The organism is Streptomyces sp. Pv4-95 (assembly GCF_045782725.1).
Classification (GTDB): domain Bacteria; phylum Actinomycetota; class Actinomycetes; order Streptomycetales; family Streptomycetaceae; genus Streptomyces.
Genome location: NZ_CP127172.1, coordinates 5,704,786 through 5,730,349, shown reverse-complemented (window position 1 = coordinate 5,730,349; position 25,564 = coordinate 5,704,786). Strand labels below are relative to the sequence as shown.

Annotated in this window: 18 protein-coding genes; 17 read left to right on the top strand and 1 reads right to left on the bottom strand. The window is 69.7% G+C overall.

The genetic code is table 11. The features are described 5' to 3' along the window. The first annotated feature begins 202 nt into the window (after positions 1 to 202). From QOM21_RS25065 to QOM21_RS25040, 6 genes are all read left to right on the top strand, one after another. The gene (locus tag QOM21_RS25065; protein WP_407553277.1) at positions 203 to 1,603 is read left to right on the top strand and encodes an NAD(P)/FAD-dependent oxidoreductase; all 1,401 of its coding nucleotides are present in this window, start codon (positions 203 to 205) and stop codon (positions 1,601 to 1,603) included. A 2-nt stretch (positions 1,604 to 1,605) separates the two neighbouring features. After that, on the top strand, positions 1,606 to 4,311 hold the full coding sequence (nirB, locus tag QOM21_RS25060; RefSeq protein ID WP_407553276.1) for a nitrite reductase large subunit NirB: 2,706 nt from the start codon (positions 1,606 to 1,608) through the stop codon (positions 4,309 to 4,311). After that, positions 4,311 to 4,709, top strand: a complete 399-nt coding sequence (gene nirD / locus QOM21_RS25055) for a nitrite reductase small subunit NirD (RefSeq protein ID WP_407553275.1) — start codon at positions 4,311 to 4,313, stop codon at positions 4,707 to 4,709. The genes nirB and nirD overlap by 1 nt, the downstream gene beginning before the upstream one ends. Positions 4,710 to 4,831: 122 nt before the next feature. Beyond that, positions 4,832 to 5,395 carry an SRPBCC family protein gene (locus tag QOM21_RS25050; protein WP_407553274.1) on the top strand — a complete coding sequence of 188 codons (564 nt, stop codon included), beginning with the start codon at positions 4,832 to 4,834 and terminating at the stop codon, positions 5,393 to 5,395. A 59-nt stretch (positions 5,396 to 5,454) separates the two neighbouring features. Next, on the top strand, positions 5,455 to 5,790 hold the full coding sequence (locus tag QOM21_RS25045) for an ArsR/SmtB family transcription factor (protein ID WP_407555798.1): 336 nt from the start codon (positions 5,455 to 5,457) through the stop codon (positions 5,788 to 5,790). Between the two features lie 73 nt (positions 5,791 to 5,863). Continuing rightward, positions 5,864 to 6,805 (top strand): oxidoreductase, encoded by a 942-nt coding sequence (locus QOM21_RS25040; protein ID WP_407553273.1) that lies wholly within the window; start codon positions 5,864 to 5,866, stop codon positions 6,803 to 6,805. A gap of 147 nt (positions 6,806 to 6,952) precedes the next feature. On the opposite strand, the gene QOM21_RS25035 is transcribed toward QOM21_RS25040, so the two are convergent. After that, positions 6,953 to 7,489, bottom strand: a complete 537-nt coding sequence (locus QOM21_RS25035) for a hypothetical protein (RefSeq protein ID WP_407553272.1) — start codon at positions 7,487 to 7,489, stop codon at positions 6,953 to 6,955. A gap of 276 nt (positions 7,490 to 7,765) precedes the next feature. Between QOM21_RS25035 and QOM21_RS25030 the strand changes: the two genes are divergently transcribed. From QOM21_RS25030 to QOM21_RS24980, 11 genes are all read left to right on the top strand, one after another. After that, on the top strand, positions 7,766 to 7,963 hold the full coding sequence (locus tag QOM21_RS25030) for a hypothetical protein (protein WP_407553271.1): 198 nt from the start codon (positions 7,766 to 7,768) through the stop codon (positions 7,961 to 7,963). 163 nt (positions 7,964 to 8,126) lie between these two features. After that, entirely contained in the window at positions 8,127 to 8,504 is a 378-nt protein-coding gene (locus tag QOM21_RS25025) for a hypothetical protein (protein ID WP_407553270.1), read from the top strand. Positions 8,505 to 8,624: 120 nt separating this feature from the next. Next, positions 8,625 to 9,128, top strand: a complete 504-nt coding sequence (locus QOM21_RS25020; RefSeq protein ID WP_407553269.1) for a hypothetical protein — start codon at positions 8,625 to 8,627, stop codon at positions 9,126 to 9,128. A 131-nt stretch (positions 9,129 to 9,259) separates the two neighbouring features. Further along, the gene (locus QOM21_RS25015) at positions 9,260 to 15,292 is read left to right on the top strand and encodes a toxin glutamine deamidase domain-containing protein (protein ID WP_407555797.1); all 6,033 of its coding nucleotides are present in this window, start codon (positions 9,260 to 9,262) and stop codon (positions 15,290 to 15,292) included. 57 nt (positions 15,293 to 15,349) lie between these two features. Continuing rightward, a complete protein-coding gene (locus QOM21_RS25010; RefSeq protein ID WP_407553268.1) occupies positions 15,350 to 17,509 on the top strand; it encodes an SUKH-4 family immunity protein in 2,160 nt (719 codons plus the stop codon). 528 nt (positions 17,510 to 18,037) lie between these two features. Beyond that, complete coding sequence (locus tag QOM21_RS25005) at positions 18,038 to 20,242, top strand: SUKH-4 family immunity protein (protein WP_407553267.1); 2,205 nt, start codon at positions 18,038 to 18,040, stop codon at positions 20,240 to 20,242. 87 nt (positions 20,243 to 20,329) lie between these two features. After that, complete coding sequence (locus tag QOM21_RS25000) at positions 20,330 to 20,632, top strand: hypothetical protein (RefSeq protein ID WP_407553266.1); 303 nt, start codon at positions 20,330 to 20,332, stop codon at positions 20,630 to 20,632. A 431-nt stretch (positions 20,633 to 21,063) separates the two neighbouring features. Further along, complete coding sequence (locus QOM21_RS24995; protein WP_407553265.1) at positions 21,064 to 22,326, top strand: ABC transporter substrate-binding protein; 1,263 nt, start codon at positions 21,064 to 21,066, stop codon at positions 22,324 to 22,326. 125 nt (positions 22,327 to 22,451) lie between these two features. Further along, positions 22,452 to 23,408, top strand: a complete 957-nt coding sequence (locus QOM21_RS24990; protein ID WP_407555795.1) for a carbohydrate ABC transporter permease — start codon at positions 22,452 to 22,454, stop codon at positions 23,406 to 23,408. Then, positions 23,405 to 24,274 carry a carbohydrate ABC transporter permease gene (locus QOM21_RS24985; RefSeq protein WP_407553264.1) on the top strand — a complete coding sequence of 290 codons (870 nt, stop codon included), beginning with the start codon at positions 23,405 to 23,407 and terminating at the stop codon, positions 24,272 to 24,274. Before QOM21_RS24990 ends, QOM21_RS24985 begins: the two co-directional genes overlap by 4 nt. A gap of 299 nt (positions 24,275 to 24,573) precedes the next feature. After that, positions 24,574 to 25,539, top strand: a complete 966-nt coding sequence (locus QOM21_RS24980) for a TauD/TfdA dioxygenase family protein (protein WP_407553263.1) — start codon at positions 24,574 to 24,576, stop codon at positions 25,537 to 25,539. Positions 25,540 to 25,564 lie beyond the last annotated feature (25 nt).

The window sequence follows — 25,564 nt, the reverse complement described above, 5'->3', positions numbered from 1 at the left end:
AGGTCGGAGCAGGCCCGCGCCGACGGAGCGGCCGGGTACCGGGCATGACCCCACGGCCGCGTCCGTCGCTCCGGGCCGCCGTAAGCGTGGTCCGGCGGCCCCCGCTCCCTCACACGGGGCCCGGTACCCCGCTGAGGGCAGCGTTCCGCACGGGAAACAGTGAGGATGCGAGCGGGTAACAGCCGGGCCGCACGCTGACCACATGACCTCGACAAAGCGTGTGGTGGTGATCGGCGGCGGGATGGCCGGCGCCCGGCTCGCCCGCCAGCTGACCGCGGCGGCCGGCACCCCGGCCGCCGCCCTCGCCGGTGCGCCCGCCGGGGTCGAAGCCGCCTCCGCCCCCGCTCTCACCGTCACCCTCATCGGCGAGGAGCAGCACCCGCCCTACAACCGGGTGCTGCTCGCCGAGGTGCTCGCCGGCCGGTACTCCCCCGAGGTCATCGCGCTGCCGGAGCCCGGTGACGCGGTGCGCCGGCTGAGCGGCGTACGGGTCGTGCGGATCGACCGGAGCGCGCGGCGGGTGCTGTGCGACGACGGCCAGGACGTCCCCTACGACGCGCTGGTGCTGGCCACCGGCGCCAACCCGGTGCTGCCGCCGCTGCGCGGCCTCTTCACGGACGGCCGGGGAGACCTCCCGGACGGTGTGCACCCCTTCCGCACCATGGAAGACTGCCAGGCCCTGGCCGCCGCGGTGCGGCCGGGCACTCCCGCCGTCGTGATCGGCGGCGGCCTGCTGGGCGTCTCGGCGGCCCGCGCGCTGGCCGGGCGCGGCGCCCAGGTGGTCCTCGCCCACCAGGGCGAACACCTCATGGAGCGCCACCTCGACACGGACGCCGCTGCGCTGCTCGCCGAACATCTGGAAGCGCTCGGCATCGAGGTGCACACCGAGTGCCGGGTCCGCGGCGTCGAGACCCGGCTGCGCGAGCCGGCCGCGGGGCAGTCGCCCGGCAGCACCGCCACCCGCGCGGTGCAGGCCGTCGAGCTGGCCGACGGCTTCCGCCTGGACGCCGAACTGGTCGTCCTCGCCTGTGGTGTGCGGCCGCGCACGGGCCTCGCCCGGGCCGCCGGCCTGGACGTCGGCCGCGGCATCCGCGTGGACGACACGCTGCGCACCAGCGACCCGGACATCTTCGCCATCGGCGACTGCGCCGAGCACAACGGCACGGTGTACGGCCTGGCGGGCGCCGCCCAGGAACAGGCCGACGTGCTCTCGGGGGTGCTGACCGAGCGCCCGGCGGACCCCGCCGACGCCGCGCCCGGCGCCGCCCCGTACACGGGCACCCGTGCCCTGACCCGTCTGACCCTCGCGTCGCAGACCGCGGGCCCGGTGCCCGTCACCGATCCGGTCACCGGCCGGTCCCTCCCCTTCGACCTCGCCGCCTTCGGCGAGACCACTCCCCGACCCGGCGACGACGTCGTCCGGCTCTCCGACGCCACCCGGACCTTCTACCGCAAGGTCGTGGTGCGCGGAGACCGGCTGGTCGGCGGCATCCTCCTCGGCGATCTCGGCACCGTCGGCGCGCTCGCCCGCACCTGGGAGGGCGACGAGCCGCTCCCCGCAGCCCCGCTGCTCCACCTGCTCACCACCGATGGAGGCTTCTGATCATGGCCGCAGCCGCCACCCCGCACCCGAACAGCGCCGCAACTCCCCTCCCGTCCGCCTCGGGCACCGCACCGGTACCGGACTCCGCGCGCCCCACCCTCGTGGTCGTCGGCCACGGCATGGTCGGCCAGCGCTTCCTGGAGGAGCTCGCCGACCGGGGCGTCACCGAGCGGTCCCGGGTGGTCGTGCTCTGCGAGGAGCCCCGCGCCGCGTACGACCGCGTACAGCTGACCTCGTACTTCGCCGGCCGGACGCCGGAGGATCTGAGCCTGGTCGAGGGCGACTTCATGGACCGGCACGGCATCGAGCTGCACCTCGGTGACCCGGCCACCGGCATCGACCGCGAGACCCGCACGGTCACCGCCCGCTCGGGCCTGACCGTCCGCTACGACGCGCTGGTCCTGGCCACCGGCTCCTACCCGTTCGTCCCGCCGGTCCCGGGCAAGGACAGCACGGGCTGCTTCGTGTACCGCACCATCGAGGACCTGCTCGCCATCGAGGAGTACGCCAAGAACGCCCGCGCCGGCGTCGTCGTCGGCGGCGGACTGCTCGGCCTGGAGGCGGCAGGTGCGCTCAAGGGCCTCGGAGTGCACACCCACATCGTGGAGTTCAACCCGCGGCTGATGGCCCTCCAGGTGGACGAGGGCGGCGGCAGCGCGCTGCGCCGCACCGTCGAGGACATGGGCCTGGAGGTGCACACCGGCGTCGGCGGCAAGGAGATCGTCGCGGACGGCGGCGGCACCGTCACGGCCATGGAGCTCTCCGACGGCTCCCGCCTCGACACCGACCTCGTCATCTTCTCCGCCGGTGTCCGCCCCCGCGACCAGCTCGCCCGGGACTGCGGCCTGACGGTCGGCGAGCGCGGCGGCATCAGCATCGACGAGCAGTGCCGCACCAGCGACCCCGCCGTCTACGCGATCGGCGAATGCGCGCTGGCCAGTGACGGCCGGGTCTACGGCCTGGTCGCACCGGGCTACGACATGGCCCGCACGGCGGCCGAGGCCATCGCCCGCAGCACGGCACCGGCCGACGGCGCGGCCGACGGTGAGGAGTCCGCGTTCACCGGCGCCGACCTCTCCACCAAGCTCAAGCTGCTCGGCGTGGACGTGGCGTCCTTCGGCGACGCGCACGGCACCACCGACGGCTGCCTCGACGTCGTCTACTCCGACTCCCGCAGCGGCGTCTACAAGAAGCTGGTGATCGGCTCCGAGGGCGAGCTGCTTGGCGGCGTCCTGGTCGGCGACGCCGAGGCGTACGGCATGCTCCGCCCGCTCACCGGCACCGTTCCCCCGCTGGCGCCGGAGCAGTTGGTGCTCCCCGCCGGGTTCGCTGCCGACGGAGCCGGCGCCGCGCTCGGCCCGTCCGCACTGCCCGACAGCGCCGTGCTGTGCAACTGTCACAACGTCACCAAGGGCACCGTCCGGGCCGCCGTCACCGAGCACTCCTGCACCACCCTCCCCGAGGTCAAGAAGTGCACCAAGGCCGGTACCGGCTGCGGCAGCTGCATCAAGACGCTCACCGCCGTCGTCAACGACGAACTGGCCGCGAACGGCGCCACCATCGACTCGGGCCTGTGCAGCTGCTTCCCGCACACCCGCGCCGAGCTCTACGAGATCGTCCGCACCCTGCGCGTGACGACCTTCGCGGAGCTGCTGGACTCGCACGGCCGCCCGGAGGCCAGGGACGGTGACGGCTGCGAGGTCTGCAAGCCGACCGTCGGCTCGATCATCGCCTCCCTCGCCCCGTCCGTCGGCGCCGACGGCTACGTGCTCGAAGGCGAGCAGGCCGCCCTTCAGGACACCAACGACCACTTCCTCGCCAACCTCCAGCGCAACGGCTCGTACTCGATCGTGCCGCGCATCCCCGGCGGTGAGATCACCCCGGAGAAGCTGATCGTCATCGGCGAGGTGGCCCGCGACTTCGGGCTCTACACCAAGATCACCGGAGGTCAGCGGATCGACCTGTTCGGCGCCCGGGTCGACCAGCTCCCGCAGGTCTGGGCCCGGCTGGTGGACGCCGGCTTCGAGTCGGGGCACGCGTACGGCAAGGCCCTGCGCACCGTGAAGTCGTGCGTGGGCCAGACCTGGTGCCGCTACGGCGTCCAGGACTCCGTCCGGATGGCCATCGACCTGGAGCTGCGCTACCGCGGCCTGCGCTCGCCGCACAAGCTCAAGTCCGCGGTGTCCGGCTGCGCCCGCGAGTGTGCGGAGGCGCGGGGCAAGGACTTCGGCGTCATCGCCACCTCCAACGGCTGGAACCTCTACGTGGGCGGCAACGGCGGCGCCGATCCGCGCCACGCCGACCTCCTCGCCCAGGACCTCTCGGACGCCGAACTGGTCCGCCTCATCGACCGGTTCCTGATGTTCTACATCCGCACCGCCGACCGGCTGGAGCGCACCTCGGCGTGGCTGGAGCGGATCGAGGGCGGCCTGGACCACGTACGCGACGTCGTCGTCCACGACTCCCTCGGCCTGTGCGACGAGCTGGAAGCCCTGATGGCCGCGCATGTCTCGCACTACCGCGACGAGTGGGCCGAGACCCTCGCGGACCCGGAGCGGCTGGCCCGCTTCGTCTCCTTCGTCAACGCGCCGGACGCGCCGGACCCGTCGGTCCGGTTCGTGCCCGAGCGCGACCAGGTCAAGCCGGATCTGACGCTGCTGGCCGGCCCGACCCTGCCCGTACGCACTCTGGAAGGGACCACTGTCTGATGACCACCGCACCGAGCACCACACTGAGCACCGCGTCCACCGCGCCTGCCTCCACCGCCGCGGTCGAGATCCTCTGCGAGGACGGCTGGTTCGCGGTCTGCTCGCTCGACGACCTCATCGCGGGGCGCGGGGTGGCCGCCCTGCTCCCCGACGGCGGTCAGGCCGCGCTGTTCGTGGACCGCGCCGGCCGGGCGTACGCGATCGGCAACCGGGACCCGTTCACCGGCGCGTATGTGCTCTCCCGGGGACTGACGGGCTCCACCGACGGCCGCCCGTTCGTGGCATCGCCGCTGCTCAAGCAGCGGTTCGACCTCGCGACCGGCGAATGCCTGGACGACGCGGCGATGTCCGTGCCCACCTACCGCGTACGCACCCGGAACGGCGCGACCGGCAGCTGACAACCGGGCGCGCACCACCGGACACCCCTAAGGCGCAACCCACGGGTTGCACCTCCCTGCCATGACGTGCAACCATCGAGTAGCACGTCAGGTCTACCCGACACGGTGGGAGGTCCCACGCCATGAACCCCGACGACCCCAACACCCCCGAGAACCCCAACAGCCTCAGCGGCCTCGCCGACGGCGTCCCAGGCGACGAGAGCGGCACGAGCGCCGGCGGGGCGGATACGGAGCGCCCCGGGAACCGCATCGCACGGGAGATCAGCATCGACGCACCCGTGGAGCGCGTCTGGGCGGTGCTCACCGAGCCGGAGCACGTCGGCTCCTGGTTCGGGCAGGGCACTCCCACCCCGGTCGACCTCCGCCCCGGGGGCATCATGCAGCTCGACCACGGCGCCTACGGTCAGTTCCCGACCACCATCGTCCGGGTCGACCCGCCGCACCGCTTCTCCTACCGGTGGGCCAGCGCGTTCCCCAGGGAGGTCGCGGCCGAGGGCAACTCCACCCTGGTGGAGTTCACCCTCACCCCGGAGGGCGACGGTACCCGGCTGCGCGTAGTGGAGACCGGCTTCGCCGACCTCACCATTCCCGAGGACCGGCCGGGCGGCTCGTACGAGAGCCACTCCGACGGCTGGTCGGGACAGGTCGAGAACATCCGCCGGTACGCGGAGCGACTCGCGGCATGACCGCCGACGGCGCCACGGGCAGCGGCGGCGACAGCACCACCGACGGCGGCAGCGACACCGTGGCGGAGGTGCTGTCCGCGCTGGCCGACCCGACCCGTCGCCGGATACTCGACGCGCTCGCCGCGCACGGCGAGGCGACCGCCACGGTCCTGGCGTCGGAACTGCCGGTCAGCCGCCAGGCCATCGTCAAACACCTGGGGGTCCTCGACCGCGCCGGCCTGGTCGCCGGCCACCGCGAGGGCCGCGAGGCCCGCTACCGGGTGCGCCCCGAGCTCCTCGGTCTCACCGCCCGCTGGATGGACCGTGTCGCCGCCGACTGGGACACCCGCCTCTCGGCCATCAAGCGCCTCGCCGAGCGGGAACCGCCCCCAGAGGCCCGCAATTCCGGCCACTGACGCGGACCCACCTACCCGAGAGCCCCCCGCCTGCCGGAGCTACCCTGGGTGCCCCCTACGGAGGAGTGCAGGCGTGACCCGGTGGAACACCAGCCACATCCCCGACCAGACCGGCCGCTCGGCCATCGTCACGGGCGCCAACAGCGGCATCGGCTACGTCGCCGCGCGGGAACTGGCGCGGCGCGGCGCCCGTGTCCTGCTGGCCTGCCGCAACGAGGCCCGGGGTGTCGCCGCGTTGGAGCGGCTGCGCGCCGAGGTCCCCACCGCCGAAGCGGAGTTCCGGCAGCTGGACCTGGCCGACCTGTCGTCGGTACGGGACTTCGCCGCCACGCTCGGCGACTTCGACGGTGACCGGCTGGACCTGCTCATCAACAACGCGGGCGTGATGGCCCTGCCGTACCGCACCACCACCGACGGCTTCGAGATGCAGTTCGGCACCAACCACCTCGGTCACTTCGCGCTGACCGGGCTCCTGCTGCCCAAACTCCTCGCCACCCCGGGCGCGCGGGTCGTCACCGTCTCCAGCATGCTGCACGCCATCGCCGACATCGATCTCGACGATCTCAACAGCGAGCGGTCCTACCGCCGCTGGGTCGCCTACGGCCGGTCGAAGAGCGCCAACCTCCTCTTCGTCCACGAGCTGTCCCGGCGTCTGGCCGCGGCCGGCTCAAAGGTCGTCGCGGCCGCCGCGCACCCCGGTTACGCCTCCACCAACCTCCAGACCGCAGGCGCCCGGATGGAGGGCCGCAGGTCCGCGGAGCGGTTCATCGACATGGGCAACCGCATCATCGCCCAGCCCCCGGACGGCGGCGCCCTGGGTACGCTCTGCGCGGCCACCGCCCCGCACATGAAGCCGGACGCCTTCATCGGGCCCCGCAGCGGCCTGCGCGGCGCCCCGGCCCCGTCCTTCCGCGCCCCGTGGACCAAGAAGGACACCACCTCTGAGCGCCTGTGGGCAGCCTCCGTCGAACTCACCGGCGTCCGCTACGACTTCACACCGCCGACTACGCTCTGACGGTGGGGATGGGGGCACCCGAGCCGCAGGGTGAGCAGCACCCGCGCTGAGGCACGGGGCGGCCGGTCCAGGGGCGGAGCGTGGCCGGGGTGCTGCAACACCCGCACACCGGGAGCGGCCGGCCCCGCGTACTCGACCGGGCCACCCTCACCCCAACCCCGACGCCTGGAACACCGCCCGCGCCCCGTCGTGATCGATCCGCTCCGCCAGCTCCCGCAGCGGTGCCGCACCACACCGCAGCAGCCCGCGCTCGCGCGAGCGGCCCACGCCCTGCTCAAGGCGGTGCCACAGCAGCGGGTTGGCGGTGAGCACCTCGGGGTCCAGTTCCACCCGTCCCCCCAGGGCGTCGCGCAGCACCAGCCTCGGGGACATGCCGTCACTGCGGCGCACGAGGACCAGCAGGTCGGTGCGGACCACGCAGGTACGCACCGGCCCGCGGGAGGCCAGCCAGCCCTCGCCCGCACTCACGCGTGGCGGGTAGAGGACCGCGAACAGCGCCAGCGCGACGGCCGTCCAGCACAGCGCGCGCCAGTGCGCGAGAGTCCCGTTGGCCAGGTCGACCAGCAGCATGCAGGTGAGCAGCCCGGCCGCGCACCAGAACGCGCTGCGCAGCTCGGACAGCCGGTTCCGGTCCCGGCCACCCGGCTCACCATGCCCCGGTTGCCCCGGCAGCGATAACAGCACCGCCGACCGGAGTCTCCACCGTCCGCCCCTGTCCCCACAGCCCCCGTCGACCCCACAGCCCTCCCTCTTGCCCGCGCAGTCCGCCTTCTCCCCACTGCCTCCGTCGTCTCGGTCGTCTCCGTCATCCCTCGTGAAATCGGGCCCCAGGCCACGTCGCCGTCCCATACATCGAAGCTAGAGCCGAGCGGCCGGGCGGCCAGAGGCATTTGCACGGCGCTGACGCGGCCCCCGCGAACCTTGACGCGGCGATGACACGGCGTTGACACCGGCGCCCAAATGCGGCCACACCGCACACGAAACCGGCCGCGCAGCACCGCCGCCACGGACTACGAGGCGCACGGCACCGACATAACCGACCGGGCCTCCGGCCGCGTCCCCGTCGACAGCGACACCTTCGAAGTCCTCGGCGTCCTCGGCGTCCTCGGCGACAAGGAGCTGCTGGAATTCCGGCCGGCTCGGGTGCTCTTCGCGTGAGCGCCCGCATCGGGTCGAGCGCCTGCCTCCGCGCCCGGCGGACGGGCCGGCGGGCGGTGGCAGGAGGCAGCCGGACCGGCACCTCATACGAACCAACGAGCCCGCCATGGCGTGAGTTAGGTTGAACGTCACCGACCGAACCACGTGCCAGGGAGACCGCACCATGACCGAATCCGACCACACGGGCAGCGCTCCCGGCCTGCCTCCGACGCCTCCCCCGCTCCCGCCCGAGCCGGTGGACGCCGGACCGCGGCCCGTGCCGACGAGCGAGGCCGAGGCCCTGGAGATCGGCCGACAGCACTTCCCCGAGGTCGGATCAGCGGGCGGGCCGTCCGCCCTGTACGTCCATGAATTCGACATCGGCTACCTCATCCATGCCGGCTGGCCGGCCCCCGAGGACCCCACCGCCCCTCCCGCGGCCCCTGGGGGCAGCAACATCGTCATCAACAAGGCCAACGGCGAGGTGACCTTTCTCCCCAATTTCCCCCCAGAAGCGGCGGTCGAGCTCTACCACAGCTCCTATCGCCCCAGCGGCTCCTGAGCGACGCCGGGTTGGTCGCCGGGTGGGTCGCCGGGTGGGGCATGGCGAGCTGTCAGCACGTCTGGCTAAGCTTTAGCTTGAACATCTCATTGGGTAACCATTACGAACACGGGGGACGTTGTGGCGGGCGCTGGGTTCCAGACCAATGTGGAGGGCCTCAAGGCCGAGGGCACGAATTTCGCCAATCTCGGCGAGGACTTCTATTCCTCGGTGGCGCGGCTGATGGATGGCCTGAATGCGCTGGGCGCGGGGCCACCCAGCAACGGGGACGAAGGACCGCCGGAGGAGAAGAAGTCCTTCGGCGAGCAGTTCGTGAGCGGTCTGACGTCGTTCGCCAGCAAGGCCGACGCCCCTCCGTGGGGGGACGACGAGATCGGCGAGAAGTTCGGCGTCGCCTACGAGGGCGTCCGTGACGGCATGTACGAGTCGATGGGGCACCTCTCCTCGAAGCTCCAGGAAATCGGCAAGGCGCTGACCTCGATGTCCAAGCACCACGCGGAGAACGAGGACTTCAACGACTCGCTGATGAAGCAGCATGTCGCCAACCAGCAGGGGTGGCAGGACCCGACCAAGGAACCAGCGAAGGGCACCTTCACCGAGGTCCGCCTCACCGGCCCGTCCTGACCCACCGGACTGTCCGGTCCCTGGACCACCGGCCGGTCCCGACCTCTTGACGCGGGCGTCTTTCCGCACGGCCCGTTCCGCAGTACGCCATAACGCATTTCATTTCACGGGGGAGCTCCACCTTGTCTCTGATGCTGCCGGATCCGCTTGAGTGGGTCCTGGACATGCTCGGCTTCAACTGGCCGCATGCAGACGAAGACAAGCTGATCGAGTGCGCCCAGGTCTGGCGCACCTTCGCGGCGGAGGTCCAGGGCCACGCGGCGCGGGGCAACACGTACGCGAGCAACGTGCTCGGCGAGAACTCCGGCGACTCCATCGAGGGCTTCAGCAAGGCGTGGGAGAAGTTCTCCGGCGGCTCCGGCTACCTCAACGACGCCGCCGAGGCGGCCGAGGTCATCGCCTTCACGCTGGAAGCCGCGGCCATGCTGGTCATCGGCATGAAGACCGCCGTGATCGTCCAGCTGGCCATCCTGGCCGCCGAGATCATCGCGGCCCAGGCCGCCGCCCCCTTCACCCTCGGCCTGTCCGAAATCGGCGCCGCGGCAGCGACGTTGGCCACACGTGAAGTGGTCCGCCGCATCCTGAAGGAAGTGGCACAGCAGCTCCTCCAAGCGATCGTGGAAGCCGCCAAGGAGCCGGTGATCTCCGCGCTCGAGGCCATGGTCTCCGACCTCATAGCCCAGACCGTCAACCAGAACTTCGGCGCCCAGAAGGGCTACGACCTCGGCCGCACCGCCAAGGAGGGCCAGAAGGCCGCCAAGGACGCCTTCGACAACATGGGCGAGAGCCTGGGTGAGGGCCTTCGTGACGGCGCGGGCGGCCGCGCGGGGCACCGGGCCCGCCAGGGCCTCGACAGCGCCGCAGGTCACGACAGCGGCGGCGGGTCCGACGGGGCCGACGGCTCCGGGAGCGGGGCGGGCTCGCGGAGCGGGTCGGGTTCCGGCAGCGGGTCGAGTTCCGGCAGCGGGTCCGATGGCGGCGGGTCCGGTACGGGGTCCGGCTCGGGCAGCAGCTCCGACGGCGGCTCCGGTTCTGGTTCCGGAACCGGTTCCGGCTCGGGTTCCGGCTCCGGCTCCGGCTCCGGCTCCGGCAACAGCTCCACCGACTCCAGCGGAAGTGGCTCGGGCGGCGGCAACCGCAGCGGCTCGGACGGCGGCGGTTCCACGAGTCACACCCCACGGGCTTCGGACAACGCGGGCACGTCGGGCGGCCCCGGCACCGGCGGCACGGACTCCGGCGGCACGGGCAGCGATCCGTCCTCCTCCAACAGCCCCACCAACAGCCCCACGGACGGCACGTCCAACGGCTCCGACCCTGCCCGGAGCACCCCCGACGCCCAGCCCCTGCCGCCCCCGGAACAGCGCTCCCCCTTCGACGAGGGCTTCCGAGGCGGCAACGACAGCCCCTACGCAAACTCCCCCACCCCGGACTCGGGCCACAGTCCCGATGCGGGCGCCACCCCCGACGCCGCCCGCCCGGACGCGGACTCGGTCAGCACCCGCCCCACCCCGGACAACACCGCGGACGCCACCCGTCCCGACGCAGACGCCATCAGCACCCAGCCGGCGCCGGACAACACCCCCGACGCCTCCCGCCCCGACGCGGACTCGGTCAGCACCCGCCCCACCCCGGACAACACCGCGGACGCCACCCGCCCGGATTCCGACCCGGTCAGCACGCAGCCCGCCCGGGGCAGCACCCCTGACTTCGCGCGCCCGGACCGCCCGGATACGGACGGGGTCACCACCCAGCCCACCCCCGACAACACCCCCGACGCCCCCCGTCCCGCCCCCGCGCCGGACCCCGTCAGCACCCAGCCGGCGCCGGACTCCACACCCCACGAGGGTGGTTCTTCGCGCCCCGACGCGCCCCAGCCCGCACCGGCCCCGGACTCGGGCCCGGGTCCCGTGCCCGGCAACCCGCCCTCCAACGGCGACAGTTCCCACGACGGCAGCGGCAACGCCACCAACAACAACGGCGACAACTCCGCCGGCGGCAGCGGGCGCGCTTCGATGCCACATGTCGGCACGCCGTCGCAGGGTGCCCCCGTCCAACACTCGCCCTCGTCCGGCCCGCCTATCCAGCAGCGCGACCCGGCTCCCGGCGACCCCATGCCCACGGTGGACACCCCCGACGACACAGTCACCACTCAGTCCGCAGGCACCGCAACCCTTCCCCCTCCCACCCAGCACGCCCCCGACACGGGCGCGCCCGCCAACCCCACCCCCCAGCAGGCGCAGCAGTCCAACAGCCCCCAGACCCCCGGCCCGATGATGGGTGGCATCCCCCACCAGGGCGGCGCCGGCACCACCACCCCACGCGCCGGCACACCGCCCCGCGGCGGGACCCCCGCCGGCAGCAACGGAAACGCTTCTGCGGGCACCAACCGCCGCCCGGACGGCTCCCAGGCCATCCACGACGCCACCCAGCAGAGCCGTCCCGAGGCCCCCGCCTACAACCGCCGCCTCGACGGCCCCCGCCGGGAAGAAACGTCCCGCCCGTACAACCCGCGCCGCGACACCGATTCCCACCCGGACAACACCCGCCCGGACGCCTCTCGCCCGGACAACCAGCAACAGCCCCGTCAGGACGCCTCAACACCGCGCCCCGACAACACACGGCCCGACAACACCGGCTCTGACACACGTCCGGACAGCACCCGCCCGTCTGCGGACGGCCCGGAAGGCTCCCGCCCGGAAGGCTCCCGTCCCGACGCGGCCCGCCCGGACGCCGCTCGCCCGGATACGGCCCGCCCGGATGCCACCCACCCGGACGCGGCCCGCCCGGATGCCACCCGCCCCGACGCTGCTCGCCCGGATGCGGCCCGGCCCGACGCTACTCGCCCGGACGGGACGCGCCCCGACCCGGCTCGTCCCGACCCGGCTCGTCCCGACGAAACGCGTCCGTCCGCTCAGCCGTCCCCTTCCCGCCCTGACCGGACACAGGCCGACGCCGGCCCCGACCAGGCCCCGTCGCAGCCCGGTGCCCAGTCCCCCACGCGCCCGGGCGCCCAAACGCCCAGCGCACCGAACCCGAACATCCCGCACCAGAACCAGCAGCCGCAGCACCAGCAACCGACCCCGCAGCAGCCGCAACCCACTCCCCAGAGCCACACCCCCACCCAGCAGCAGACTCCCCAGCAACAGCAACACCAGCAACACCAGCCTTCGCCGCAGCAGCAACCTGCACCCCACCAGCAGCAGGCTCCGCACCACCAGGACCCCAACCAGACCCAGCCCGTCCCACCCCAGCAGCAACAGCAACCTCAGCACCAGGCACCGGTCCCGCAGCCCACGAACCTCCGCAGCCACACCGACGTGCGGATCGGCCTCAACGTTCAGCCGGGTGGCCTGTACTCGCCGTTCCCGCACGACCAACAGGCGCTGCTGAACACCTTCCCGCGGAACCCGGACGGCACCCCGCGGGCGTTCAACGACCCGTTCCAGCCCTGGGCCCAGCTCCAGAACGACGGCGGCCACACCGTCCTCGGCCGCTCCAACAACTGCGCCGACTGCACCCGCTCCTTCATCGAGTCCTGGTACGGCAACCCGCAGGTGTCCTCGCCACGCACCTACGACCCGGACGGCAAGGGCGGCATCGACCGCGCATCCGGCGAACAGAACGGCACCGCCAACATCGAGCAGTGGGCGGGCACCTCTTTCCGTAACTCCGGGCCCAACTCCAAGGACGGCTACGACCGCATAGCCGACGACCTCCGCAAGGCCGGCCCCGGCGCAGCGGCCGCGGTCCTGGTCACCTGGCCCGACAAGCCCGACGGCAGTTCCGGCGGCGCCCACGTCTTCAACGCCGTCAACCACAACGGCAAGGTCGTCTGGGTCGACAGCCAGACCGGCAAGGTCAGCGACCAGCCCATCAACACTGGCGCCCAAAACGTCTGGCACCTCGTCCTGGACGCCAACCGCCAACCATTCGACCCCGCCGCAGCCCAGAACCAAAACCCACAGCAACAGACCCAGAACAACCAGCAGAACCAGCAGCAAGCACAACAGGCCCAGCACGCCCAGGCCCAGCAACAGGCGCAAGCACAAGCTCAGCAGCAGGCGCAGCAACAAGCTCAAGCTCAGCAGCACGCCCAGGCGCAGGCCCAGCAGCACGCTCACGCGCAAGCTCAGGCTCAGCAGCACGCGCAAGCTCAGGCGCACGCTCAGGCACAGGCACAGCAGCACACCCAGGCTCAACACCAGCCCAACCCGTACACCCAACAGCAGCAGCCGGGCCCCTACGCCCAGCAGCAGCAACAGAGCCCATACGCCCAGCCGCACCAGCAGCAGAATCCCTACACCCAGCAGCCGGGCCCGTATGCCCAGCCGCAACAGCAACAGCACTACCAGCAACAAAACCCGTACACCCAGCAGCCGCAGCAACAGCAGCCCGGTCCTTACGCTCAGCAGCCGCAGCACCAACAGCCCGGGCCTCACCAGCAGCCGCACCAACAGCAGCCGGGCCCGTACGCCCAGCAGCAGGCGAACCCGTACACCCAGCAGCCGCAGCCTGGGCCGTACCAACAGCAGCCCAGCCCACAGCAGTACCAGCAGACCCCGTACGCCCAACAGCAGCAGAGCCCCTACGCGCAACAACCCCACCAGCAGCAGCCAGGCCCGTACTCCCACCAGCCCGGGCCCTACCAGCAACCCCACTCGCCGGGTTCCTCCCTACCGCATGCGGACGACTCGTCGCAGCAACATCACACTCCCCCACCGCCAATGGCTCCGGGAGCCTCCCCCGAGCAGCCGACAGGCAGTGATGTCGACCCGGACAACCGAAATCCGATCCCTCCGAGGGAGGAACGGGGACACCTCAACCATCAGCTTCCGCTGCATCGCGACCCCGATGCCTCAGAGGCCGACTTGCTGGAACAGGCCCCGCAGCGCGAACTACCGCTGGACGGCGCGCAAGATGATCTGCGTGATGCCGAAACTGGTAACCCGGTACACCGCACAGACATTGACCTACCCACTCAGATGCTCAACCAGTGGGCGAGTAACGGTGACTTGGCCGGCGCTCTGCGATTCGTCGCCGATCAAGGAAAGGGACCAGAAGGCCCCAGGCCTGTACCCAAGCAGAAACTGGAAAGCTTGCTGCCAGGCTTCGCCCATCTCCATCAAGGCCAGCAACTTGCTGTCATTTCCGCCATGGGCCGCCTGAGCATGTCCTTCCATCAAAGCCACTCAGTGAGCCGGAGCCCGCACCGCAGCGAAAATGCCTACCGCCCTATCCCCACGGCGCAACAGAAGCGCTGGGCAGACAATGCGGCGGACGAGGGGCAGGGTGAACCAAGGAAACGTCGCCGGATCAAAGCCCCGAAAAATCCCGATGCCGCGGCCGGTTTCGACGAGTCCGCCTCAGTACGTAAACGCTCCGGCGCATCCTGGCCAGACGAGCTCAACGCCAACCCAGACGTAAGTCGCGCTGTCGAAAAACTGGGCGAACAAGCCGCGTCAGCGCACCAGCACGGAGCGGAGCATCACGAAAGCCAAGAGGAAATCGACTCCAATGCCCACCTCAACGACCAGATAAAGCAAGAGCTGGCGAAGATAGGCATAGATGAACTGCTAAACCGCTCGGGAGAACATCGCCCCGACTTCTCCGGCCGAAATTTCGCTGTGCTTGAGGTGACCGACGACAAGGGAAACACCACCTACGTGGTGGACTCCTCCGTCCCCGCCGGCGAGAAGGGCGTAACTCCTCGCCATTCGGAAAAGCACCTGCTGGACTGGATGCACAACGCGAACCTGGAAGCGCGCGAAGCAGCGGCAAAAGAGAACGGAGGGAAGATTGAGGATCAGGAGAACAAGTACAACATCTCCGCGCTCTACACCGAGCGCGAGCCGTGCGGCTTGGGGCAGGGGCACGCCAACTGCTCCGACCAACTCCGTTCACGCATCAAGGGCGTTCCGGTCTATTACAGCCTCACTTACCGGTCCGACAGGGAAGGCGTCGCCATTCGAGATGCCGAACGCACACGACTCAAGCAGGAAGCGAAGGACAATAACGAGCCGATAGACAGCAAGAAGATTGCCCGGGACATCAAGAACAATCCCGACGTCTGGACCGACGCAGAGAAGGCCCGGGATAAGGAGTTTACGGACCACTTGGGTTCGTTGGCACAAATCTGGATCACGACCCAGCCGCAGCTGTGGTAGAAATGTGCGGCACAAAATAGCGTTCGTCACCCACCTCACCGCCGGAAGAGAGACTCCATGAACGTCCTGGCCCCTGTGCTGGAACAGGTGCGCAGCCAGGATGCGGCCGAAAAAATCGTCGCATGGTGGCGTGACCGTCAGTCGTCGGAGCGGCGGGTTCTCGAAGTTGCCGGGCCTCTCGGGGCCGGCAAGACGGCGGTTCTGCGTCGAGTCGCCGAGCAGGAGGCGGACGCCGTCCTGCTGGACACGACATCGAAGTCGCCGGAAGCTCTGCTCGCCGAGGTGTTCGAGACCTTCGGGGCGCCCCCACCGACGCCAGAAGGTCCTGGTTGGGTCCGGCAGTTTCTCGACACGGTGCCTGTGGCCCGCCGGCATCGGCTGGTGCTGTTGAGCAATACCCAGCGCTCCGGCGCCACCCGTACGTCGCTGCAGGGCGACCTGGTGCACGACACGATCGCGTCCGGACTGGCGCGCGTCGGCCTTGCCGTCGTGGTCGAAGTGATGCCCGTTACGGGGCCGGGTCTTCGACGTACACGCTACGTCTTGCCGGAGCAGACGCTCGAAGACACCTGCGAACAGACCACCGCCGTACCCCCTGTTCTCCTGACCGCATTGGCGCTGGCTGAACCCAGAAATGTACCGGTGCCGGTCTGGTCAGCTCTCGCCCAGGCTATCGATCCGTCGGCAGCGGAGGGCACCGACCTCCAGCAGTTGGTGGACACGGAAACCGAGCTCTTCATAGACGGCCCAGAGGGTGTGAGCTTTCGCCGCGAAAGCTTTGCCGACCGTTTGCGGAATTCGGCAAGACCGGAATTGATGGCGTCTGTTGGCGCGAATATCGTGTCCTGGCTGCGCGCACGTGAGGAGGAGTTGCGGCATCCTCTTGGATGGGCGGCTTCAGGGCCGGTGGGCCTGTACGCGGCTCGTGGACTCGCGATGCACGCGGCCCACAGCGGGCACTTGCCATCGGTCCTCGAGGACGGCGTAGCACTCGCGAACATCGGGCAACGGGAGATTTTGGACGCGGCTTGCGCCGCCTCCAAGTTGGGCGACGCAGCTACAGACAGTGCAGCTAGCGACGCACGCCAATTGTGGCGCTGCGGAGTCGACCCTGACGGTAGCCAAGCTGCCTGGGCCGCTTGGCTCCACCTCACGCACACCGCGCGCGGTCGCACGGACGTCGTACGCGGCATCGAAGCATCCGGCGTTCGTCTTCCCTGGAAAACCTGTTGGGCATCCTGGCGGCCCCCCGGGAGTATCTCCCCTGAACTCGTGCACCCCGGCAGCCTGGAAACCCTCATGCACGTCGTACAGAATGGTCGCCCTGCCGTTCTCGCCATCGGCCCAGGCGCAGATCGCCAGGCCCGGGTGTGGGATGTGACTGACGGTTCCGTGACCGCCGGGCCCTGGAAGGGCGAAACACCGGCATCTGTTTCGGCGGAGCTCGCCCTCCCTCTTGCTCCGGACGGACATCCGCTGCCGGACGAGCCCAGGAAGGCGACTCTGCGCGACATCGAGCGTGGGGAAGACGGCATGCGCCTGTGCTCCCTGCCAATTGGAGAGGTACGCGTATACGCCGGCGACAGCGGTCTGTTCGCCGTCAAGGCCAAAAGCGGACCTACCGTGGACGCTCTGATGCTTTCGAACAGCTCGTTGTTGCCGCCGTTCGGCCGGCCCCGAGGACCTGTCCCTCCTGCTTTCTCACCGCCCACCCGCAGTGAGATCGAAGCCTACTTCGGCTCCGGAGCGGTCCAACGAATGTCAGAGGACGAAGTGCCGAGCGGACTCGCTCACCCCTCCTCCCGTGACTGGCTCACGACTGTAGGACTGCCAGTGACGAGCTTTGCGGGCCTGCAGCTCCGCCCATTGGCCGACCAAGGGCTTAAGGAGATCGTCTGGCCGGACGATCCTGACCGGCCTGACTTTTCCATTGGGACGTGGGACGAAACGCCGGTCATCATCGACGGAGAGGACGGTCAGATGCTGCTCCTCGACGAGCACGAGGAGGACGAACTCATCGCGTCCAGTCTCGCTCACTTCACAGCCCTGCTGCTCGTTCTTCACCGGGGACTGCGCATGCTGAGCACACGTGTGAACGAGCACGATGCTTATCTCATTCGGAAGTCAGTGGATGGCCTCTTGTCAGCCATTGACCATCAAGGGGCTCAGTATGACGGCTGGACCCGGAAGCTATCCCCTGGTAGCGGAGACGTGTAGCACTGATCGCCACACGTTGCGCCTCTTGGGGCGAGCTCAGCAACGTGGCACGGCCCGCCGCAGGCATGTGCGCGCAGACAGCCGGCAGATGCGATCCGGGGCGCCGGGTTCGAAGAGCCGCTCGTGGGCGGCAGCTGGCCCTGATGAACTGTCGAGGGATGCGTGGGTGCTGCCTCCTGGCAAGGCCCGGCCGAGCCGGCGGCAATCCACCACCGCACGAGCCATCCACGTCGTCGTGCCCAGGGGGCGGGCCCGCGCCGCAGTCCGTTCGAGCGCCCTCCGCCCAGACCCCAAGACCTCATAGAGCTCTACGAAAAGAAGGTAATTTCGTAGCGCCGCGTCGGCCGCCCGTGTACGCCTCGCCGAGCCGGAACGCACTAGCGGTGGCCGCTGACGAGCCGTAGCAACGCTGCCCCTCGGGGGCCAAGTGCGATGACAGCGTGCCATGGCGCGGGTTGAGGCTTGGCTGGATGACCCGGATTCGGCGCCCAACCAGCTGAAGTAGCACCAGTAGCCAGAGGAACGGACATGACGTCGCACGATCAAGCAGAGCCCGGCGCCTCGGGTCAGGAGATCATTTCCCTCCTCGTGAGGTGGTGGCAGAACCGGCGGCCCGGAGATCGGTTGGCCCACCTCGCGGACCCATCGGGGTCCGACGGCGCTGTTGCTCTGCGAGAGGTACACCGGCAGGTTGAAGGCAGCGTCCTGTTGGACGCTGCTGGGCGGACGGCCGAGGAAGTACATGCCGAGGCGCTGCGTTCCCTCGGTGTCGATGTGTCTCCAGGCAAGCGGTCGGATTGGCGCCATGCGCTCAGGGGACGGCACGAGAAGCGGCTCATCCTCATCATGAACGCTCATCGGGCAGGCCGTACCCGCAGCTCTTCCGAACCGGACAAGGTGATTTCCTGGACCGCCAAGGATTTGAGCGAAGGAGAAACCGGGGTGATCCTCCATCACACCCCTTTCCGACTTTCTCGCCTCTCCGACGTTTCCTTCACCATTCAGAGCCGGGGCGTCTCCGAGACAGCCTGGCCGACGCCTGTTCGCGCACTGGCACTGGCCCAGCCTCGGGTCGTGCCATTGCGTGTGTGGGTCGAACTCACCCTGGCTCTCGGCGAGGAGCCCGTCACTGAAAACGCACTCCACAGCCTGCTGGAAAACTACTCCGACCACCTGGTGTCCGGAGAGCACGGCGTGGCGTTCGCCGATGAGGGCCTGGCCGAAGAACTCCGGCACAGCACGGGAGACGAGGAGGTCAGCCGGGTCAACCGGCACATGGCCGAGTGGCTCACGGAAATCTCACCCGAGTTCCTGCACCCGGAGGGATGGGCGAAGTCAGGCCCTGAGGGGCTGTACGCCGCTGAGGGGCTTGCCATGCACGCAGCACAGGCGGACTCCGCTGAAGCGGTGTCGGTCGGTGACGGCACCCACGGGTCCCTCTTCATGGGCCTGCTTCAGGACGGTGGCGCGCTGGCCAATATCCCTCAGACGACGCTGATGGACGCCGCATACTGCGCTTTCGTCGTCGACCTCCCAGGTAACAGCGCCGCCGGCGATGCCATACACCTCTGGTCGTACGGCGTGATCCCGCCCAGCCAGCCGGAGTGGGCCGCATGGCTGCACCTGATGGCCACCGCCCGTGGCGACCGGCCCCTCGCCGCCGCCATCACCGACTCCGGTGTGCACTTGCCGTGGAAAGCGAAGTGGACACACTGGCGTCCACCGGGCGGCTACCACTGGCGGTTCCTCGAACCGGGCCCGGTAGATGGACTGGTCGAAGTGCGCTGGCAGGGCCGTCCCGCTGTTGCCGCCCTCGAGTCGTGGACATCACGTGCGGACATCTGGGACGCGGTCTCCGGTGAACCCCTGGCCGGGCCCTGGTACGAAGAGATTCCGGAGGAGTATCACTGCGACCTGTCCTGGCCTCCTGGTGAACAGGAAGGCGGCCCGGGCCCCCAAACCGTCGACGACTTCGAGGACGCCATCTCCGATGAGGAAGCGGTTCACGATCTGTTTCTCGGCAGTCCTCCACTGTCCCTCGGGAACCAGGTGATCGTCGGTGGTTCGGGGGGCCTGTTCGCCATCGAGTCCACAGAAGGAAAAGCGCTCTCCGGCATCAACTACTCGTACACTGAGCCTTTTTCGGGACGCTATGCCTTCACCACCGCGGTCACCCCTGTCGATGCTCCTCCGCCCGGTCCCAGCGATCTGGTCGAGTTGTACGGGCCCCGATGCATACACGCCTTTCCGGCGAGCATGCTGCCCGAGGGGATTACGGACGAGCCGACGCGTCGTACGCTCATCGAGTTCGGTCTGCCCGCATTGAGCAATGAAGACGGCCTGGGCATCTACCCTCTCGGCGATAGCCGCATGGACATCTTTGAAGAAGTCAACTGGCCGGCGAACCTCGACACCGTCAAGGAAACCGGGCCCTTCTTTCAGATCGGCTTCTGGATGGGCGGCGAACTCGTCATCGACGGCCCTACGGGACACGTACTGCGCGTCCCGACAGAGCACGGTGAAGAGCACCTGGCGGGCCTACCCGCTGCGCACAGCCTGGAGAGCTTCCTCACCATGGTCGCCCTGTGGGTCACCGGCCATCTCACCAGAGGACTTGTCGAGGGTGACGACGAGGCCTATCTCCTCCCCGATCACGTGCTCGCCGCCCACAAGCGCATCGACCCGGTAGGAGCAGAAGCACCCGCCTGGGCATACGCCTTCCACAATTCGTAACTGGGGATCACCCGGCAGCTGTTCGCCGCGGACCCTCGCACATACTCCGGCAGCCCATATCGAGCCCGACCGAGCAAGGAGAATCACGTGCCGGCGAACGACCCACCGGAAGCCGAGAACCGCACGCCGACAACATCCGAGGAGGCGCTGGAGATCGCCGGCGCCAGATTCAAGCCCCGCTGCCGCGACGGCACCCCGGCATCCCTGCATGTCGAAGAGTTCGACATCGGCTACCTCATCTACGCCACCTTTCCCCCGACCGAGCCGCGTTCGTTCGGCGGTAGTCATCTCATCCTCTCCAAAACTGACGGGGCGCCGACCTTCGTGCCCAACTTCCCCCCGAAGTCGGCGATCGCCCTCTACCGCAAGCGCCACCACCCCAACCCGTAAGCGCGGAGGCCCGAGGGGTGGCGCGTTCCGGGGCAGGGGAGGCGGACGGGCGGCCCGTGCCGAAGAGTGGTGGGGAGGCCCCCTGGAGATCGCCCGGACGCAATACGCGCCCGGCCGGACACGCTGTAGCGCCGCACCGGCGTCACCGGCCGCACGCTGAGGTGCACGGCCCGGCCCGGCCAGTGCACGTGACCGGTCGGCGCACCGGCCCGATTGGTGGCCTGATTCGGCTGCCCCGACGCGAGCACCCGGGCATAAATCGCTCCCGCCCCCGGTTCGTCATGGTGCTTCGTGGAGATGCAATGTGTGCTTCACGGTCGTGCGGCAGAGTGGATGATCGCGCCATGCGGTGATCGACGGTCGCCGGCGGGCAGCATGCGGCAGTGGGGTACCGGTAGGCGGCAGACGACGAACGCAGGGGGCGACGGGACGTGAAGGCGAGTATCGACAGGCGGCGGGTGCTGGCGGCCGGTAGCGGGGTGGCTCTCGCCGCGGCGTTGGCCACGGCCTGCGGCTCCAACACCGGCCGCGGCGGCTCCGGTTCGGGGCCGACGCTCAGTCAGTGGTACCACCAGTACGGCGAGCCCGGCACGCAGCAGGCCGTGAAGCGGTACGCCGCCGCGTACAAGAAGGCGGACGTCACGGTGCAGTGGCGGCCCGGCGATTACGACCGGCAGACGGCGGCGGCGCTGCTGACCGATTCCGGGCCGGACGTCTTCGAGGTCAACGGGCCCTTGCTGGACCAGATCCAGGGCGGCCAGGTCGTCGATCTGACCGCCGAGGTCGAGCCGGTCCGGGACGACTTCAATCAGGCCGTGCTCGCCCCGAAGATCTGGCGGGACAAGATCTGGGGCATCCCGCAGGTCGTCGACATGCAGTTGCTCTACTACCGCAAGAGTCTGCTGAAGGACGCGGGTGTCGAACCCCCGCGGACGCTCGACGAGTTGGTGGACGCGGCGAAGAAGCTGAGCACGAAGAAGACCAAGGGGCTGTTCCTGGGGAACGACGGCGGGGTGGGGGTGCTCGGTGGGACCCCGCTGTTCGCTGCCGGGCTGAGTCTGATCAATGAGGACGGGAAGGTCGGGTTCGACGATCCGGCTGCGGCCCGTGCACTCGGCAAGATGCGACAGCTGTACGCGGACAAGTCACTGCTGCTCGGGGCGCCCACCGACTGGTCCGATCCGGCCGCGTTCATCCAGGGGCTGACCGCGATGCAGTGGTCGGGGCTGTGGGCGCTGCCGCAGATAAAGAAGGCGTTGGGGGACGACTTCGGGGTGCTGCCGTTCCCGAAGGACGGAAGCGGAGGCAAGCCGTCCGTGCCGGTGGGCGCGTACGGTGCCGCGGTCGGTGCGCGGAGCGCGCGCAAGGAGGAGGCGAAGGCGTTCGCCAAGTGGCTGTGGGTGGACCGGACAGATTTCCAGCGGGACTTCGCGCTGTCGTACGGGTTCCACATCCCGGCGCGGATCTCGTTGGCGAAGAAGGCCGAGCAGCTGCGGGAGGGGCCGGCCGCGGATGCGGTGCGGTACGCGACGGAGTACGGCTACGCCGAGCCGCTGCTGTGGACGACCGCGGACCGTACCGCCTACCAGGATGCGCTGAGCCGGATCATCAAGGACGGCGCGAACCCGGAGGGTGAGCTGAAGCGCGTGGTGCGCAAGGTCAACGCCGAGCTGCAGCGGGTCGGGAAGACGTGACGGTCGACCGGACGGCGGTGGGCGACCCGGACCCGGCGGATCCGACAGCCCCGGAGACACCAGCGAACCCGGCAGCCCCGGCAGCCCCGGCAACACCGAAGGCCGACGCGACAACTCCGGCAACCCTGAAGGCGAACACGAAGGCGGCCGCCCGGGGCACGTTCACCGCCCGCCTGCTCGGGCCGCAGCGCCGCAACCTGTGGTTCTGGCTCTTCGTCGGCCCGTTCGCGATCGGTCTCGGGCTGTTCACGTACGTGCCGTTGGCGTGGAGCGTCTATCTCAGTTTCTTCGACGCGCACAACACGGTGAGCCCGAAGGGGTCGGACTTCGTCGGGCTGGGGAACTACGGCGCGATGCTGACCGATGGGGCGTTCCTCGGCAGCCTGGGGACGTTCGCCCTGTTCACGGCGTTCATCGTGCCGGCGACGTATGTGCTCTCGCTCGGGCTGGCGCTGATGGTCAACCGACTGCGTGTCGCCCAGGCGTTCTTCCGGTCGGTGTTCTTCCTGCCGACGGCGTGCTCGTACGTCGTCGCGGCGCTGATCTGGAAGCTGTCGATCTTCAACGGGGTGCGGTTCGGACTGGCCAACACGGTGCTGGGGTGGTTCGGCGCGGACCAGACCGCCTGGCTGTCGACCACCGATCCGCCCTGGTACTGGCTGGTCATCGTGACCGTACGGCTGTGGTTGCAGGCCGGGTTCTACATGATTCTCTTCCTTGCCGGGCTCCAGCGGATCTCACCCCAGCTGTACGAGGCGGCTGCGGTGGACGGCGCGCGGCCCGGCTGGCAGGTCTTCCGGCACATCACCTTCCCGCAGCTGCGCGCCACCTCCGTGGCGGTGGCGCTGCTGCTGGTGATCAACGCGTTCCAGGCGTTCGACGAGTTCTACAACCTGCTCAGCGACGCACGCGGCTATCCGCCGTACGCCCGGCCCCCGTTGGTCTATCTCTACTACACGGCGCTGGGGCGGGAGCAGAACCTCGGGCTCGGCAGTGCGGGTGCGGTGATTCTGGCGCTGATCATCGCGCTGGCGACCATCGTCCAGGCCCGCTGGTTCGGCCTCGGCCGCAAGGAGGAATGAGCGCGATGCCCCGCATGGCTCCCCCCACGACGCATGACGCTCTCCTCCGGGCCGGGCGTGCGCTGCGGACCGTCGTCGCGCTCGCCCTGGCGCTGCTGTTCCTGATCCCGTTCTATCTGCTGGTGCGCAACGGGCTGTCGACCGAACGGGACATCACAGCGCCTGACTGGACGTTCTTCCCGCGTGAGCTGCAGTGGTCGAATCTGGCCGAGGTGTTCCAGGACCCGGGTCTGCCGTTGGGCCGGGCGCTGCTGAACTCCTCACTGATCGCGGTGTCGACGACCGTGGGGACGGTGGTTCTGGCCTCCCTGGCGGGGTACGGACTGGCCCGGATCCCCTACCGCCACTCTCATGTCGTCTTCTCCGCGATCCTGGGAACGCTGATGGTTCCGGCGGCCGTGACGTTCGTGCCGAGCTTCGTGCTCGTGTCGTCGCTCGGGTGGATCTCGACGCTGCGCGGTCTCGTCGTGCCGACCCTGTTCAGCGCCTTCGCCTGCTTCATCTTCCGGCAGTACTTCCTCGGCTTCCCCAAGGAGCTGGAGGACGCGGCACGGGTCGACGGGCTCGGGTACTGGCGGACGTACTGGCGCATCGTCGTGCCCAATTCCCGGCCGGTGTTCGCGGCGGTCGGGACGATCGTGTTCATCGGGGCGTGGAACGCGTTCCTGTGGCCGCTGGTGATCGGCCAGGACCAGGAGGCGTGGACGGTCCAGGTCGCGCTGTCCACGTTCACCACCGCGCAGAGCCTCAACCTGCACGAACTGTTCGTCGCGGCGACTGTCTCGATCGCCCCGCTGGTGATCGTTTTCCTGCTGCTGCAGCGCTACATCGTGGCAGGGGTGGAACGCACCGGCATCGACGACTGAGTCATGAGGTACGGTGCGGACATGAGCACGCAACTCGATTCCCGTGAGGCGGAGCCGCGAGACCGCGGCCCCCACGGTGAGTGCGCGCCCCGCGGCCTGAGCTTCCTCTGCCGCCGCGGCCGGGTGGGTTCTCCCCCGGCCTGTTGTCTCTGTACGTCCTGACGGTGCTCCGACCGCCGGCGCTCGCCGTCGGCCTCCGGCCCCGGTTCACGACGTAGCTCTCCCCTCCTCCGTAGCACCGCCTGCCTTCATCTTCCGCGGCACGCCCTGCGTTGCCTCTCCCTTTCCAGGAGGATCAGTTGACGGCCATCGTCGATTCCGCCGTTCCCGCCACGTCCACCGCGCCCGCCTCCCCCGTCCTGCGTGATCACCGCATCCCCGCCGACGGCCTGTACGAAGGCCACCGCGTCCTGCGCCGCACGCCCGACGACTGGGACGACCGGCCCTACGACCTCTTCGAGGTGGTGCCGCAGGGTGCCACGATCGGGGCCGAGATTCGCGGTGTCGACCTGTCCCGACAGCTGTCGCCGGCCCTGCGCGCGGAGCTGAACCGGGCGCTGCTGGAGTGGAAGGTGCTGTTCTTCCGCGGTCAGCATCTGGCGTCCGACGCGCAGCGCGCATTCGCCCGGAACTGGGGCGAGTTGGAGACGAATCCGCTGCTGGCGCGGGGCGACGCCCGGGACGTGGTGCGGTTCGACAAGGCGGCCGATGCGGTCCCGACCTTCGAGAACGTCTGGCACACGGATGTGACGTTCCGGGCCCGCCCCGCCCTGGGCGCGGTACTCCATCTGCGGGAGGTGCCTCCGGCGGGCGGTGACACGATGTGGGCCGACATGGCCGCGGCGTACGACAACCTGTCTGCGGACGTCCGGGAGCGCATCGACGGCGCACGGGCCGTGCACGACTACCTCCCGGGCTTCTCCCGCTTCTACTCGGCCGAGCAACTCGCCCCGTATCAGGACGAGTTCCCGCCCGTCGAGCATCCGGTCGTGCGGCGCCATCCGGAGACCGGGCGGCGGATGCTGTTCGTCAACGCCTCGTTCACCACCCGGATCGTGGGGCTCGGGCAGGCGGAGAGCGACCGGCTGCTGCGGCTGCTCTTCCAGCAGGCGCAGGTGCCGGAGTTCCAGGTGCGGTTCCGCTGGCAGGCCGGGGACGTGGCGTTCTGGGACAACCGTGCCACCCAGCACTACGCGGTGAACGACTACGGCACGCACCGCAGGGTCGCCGAACGCGTGGCGATCGCGGGCGACCGACCGTTCTGACCGGCCCGTTTGACCGGCCGTCCTG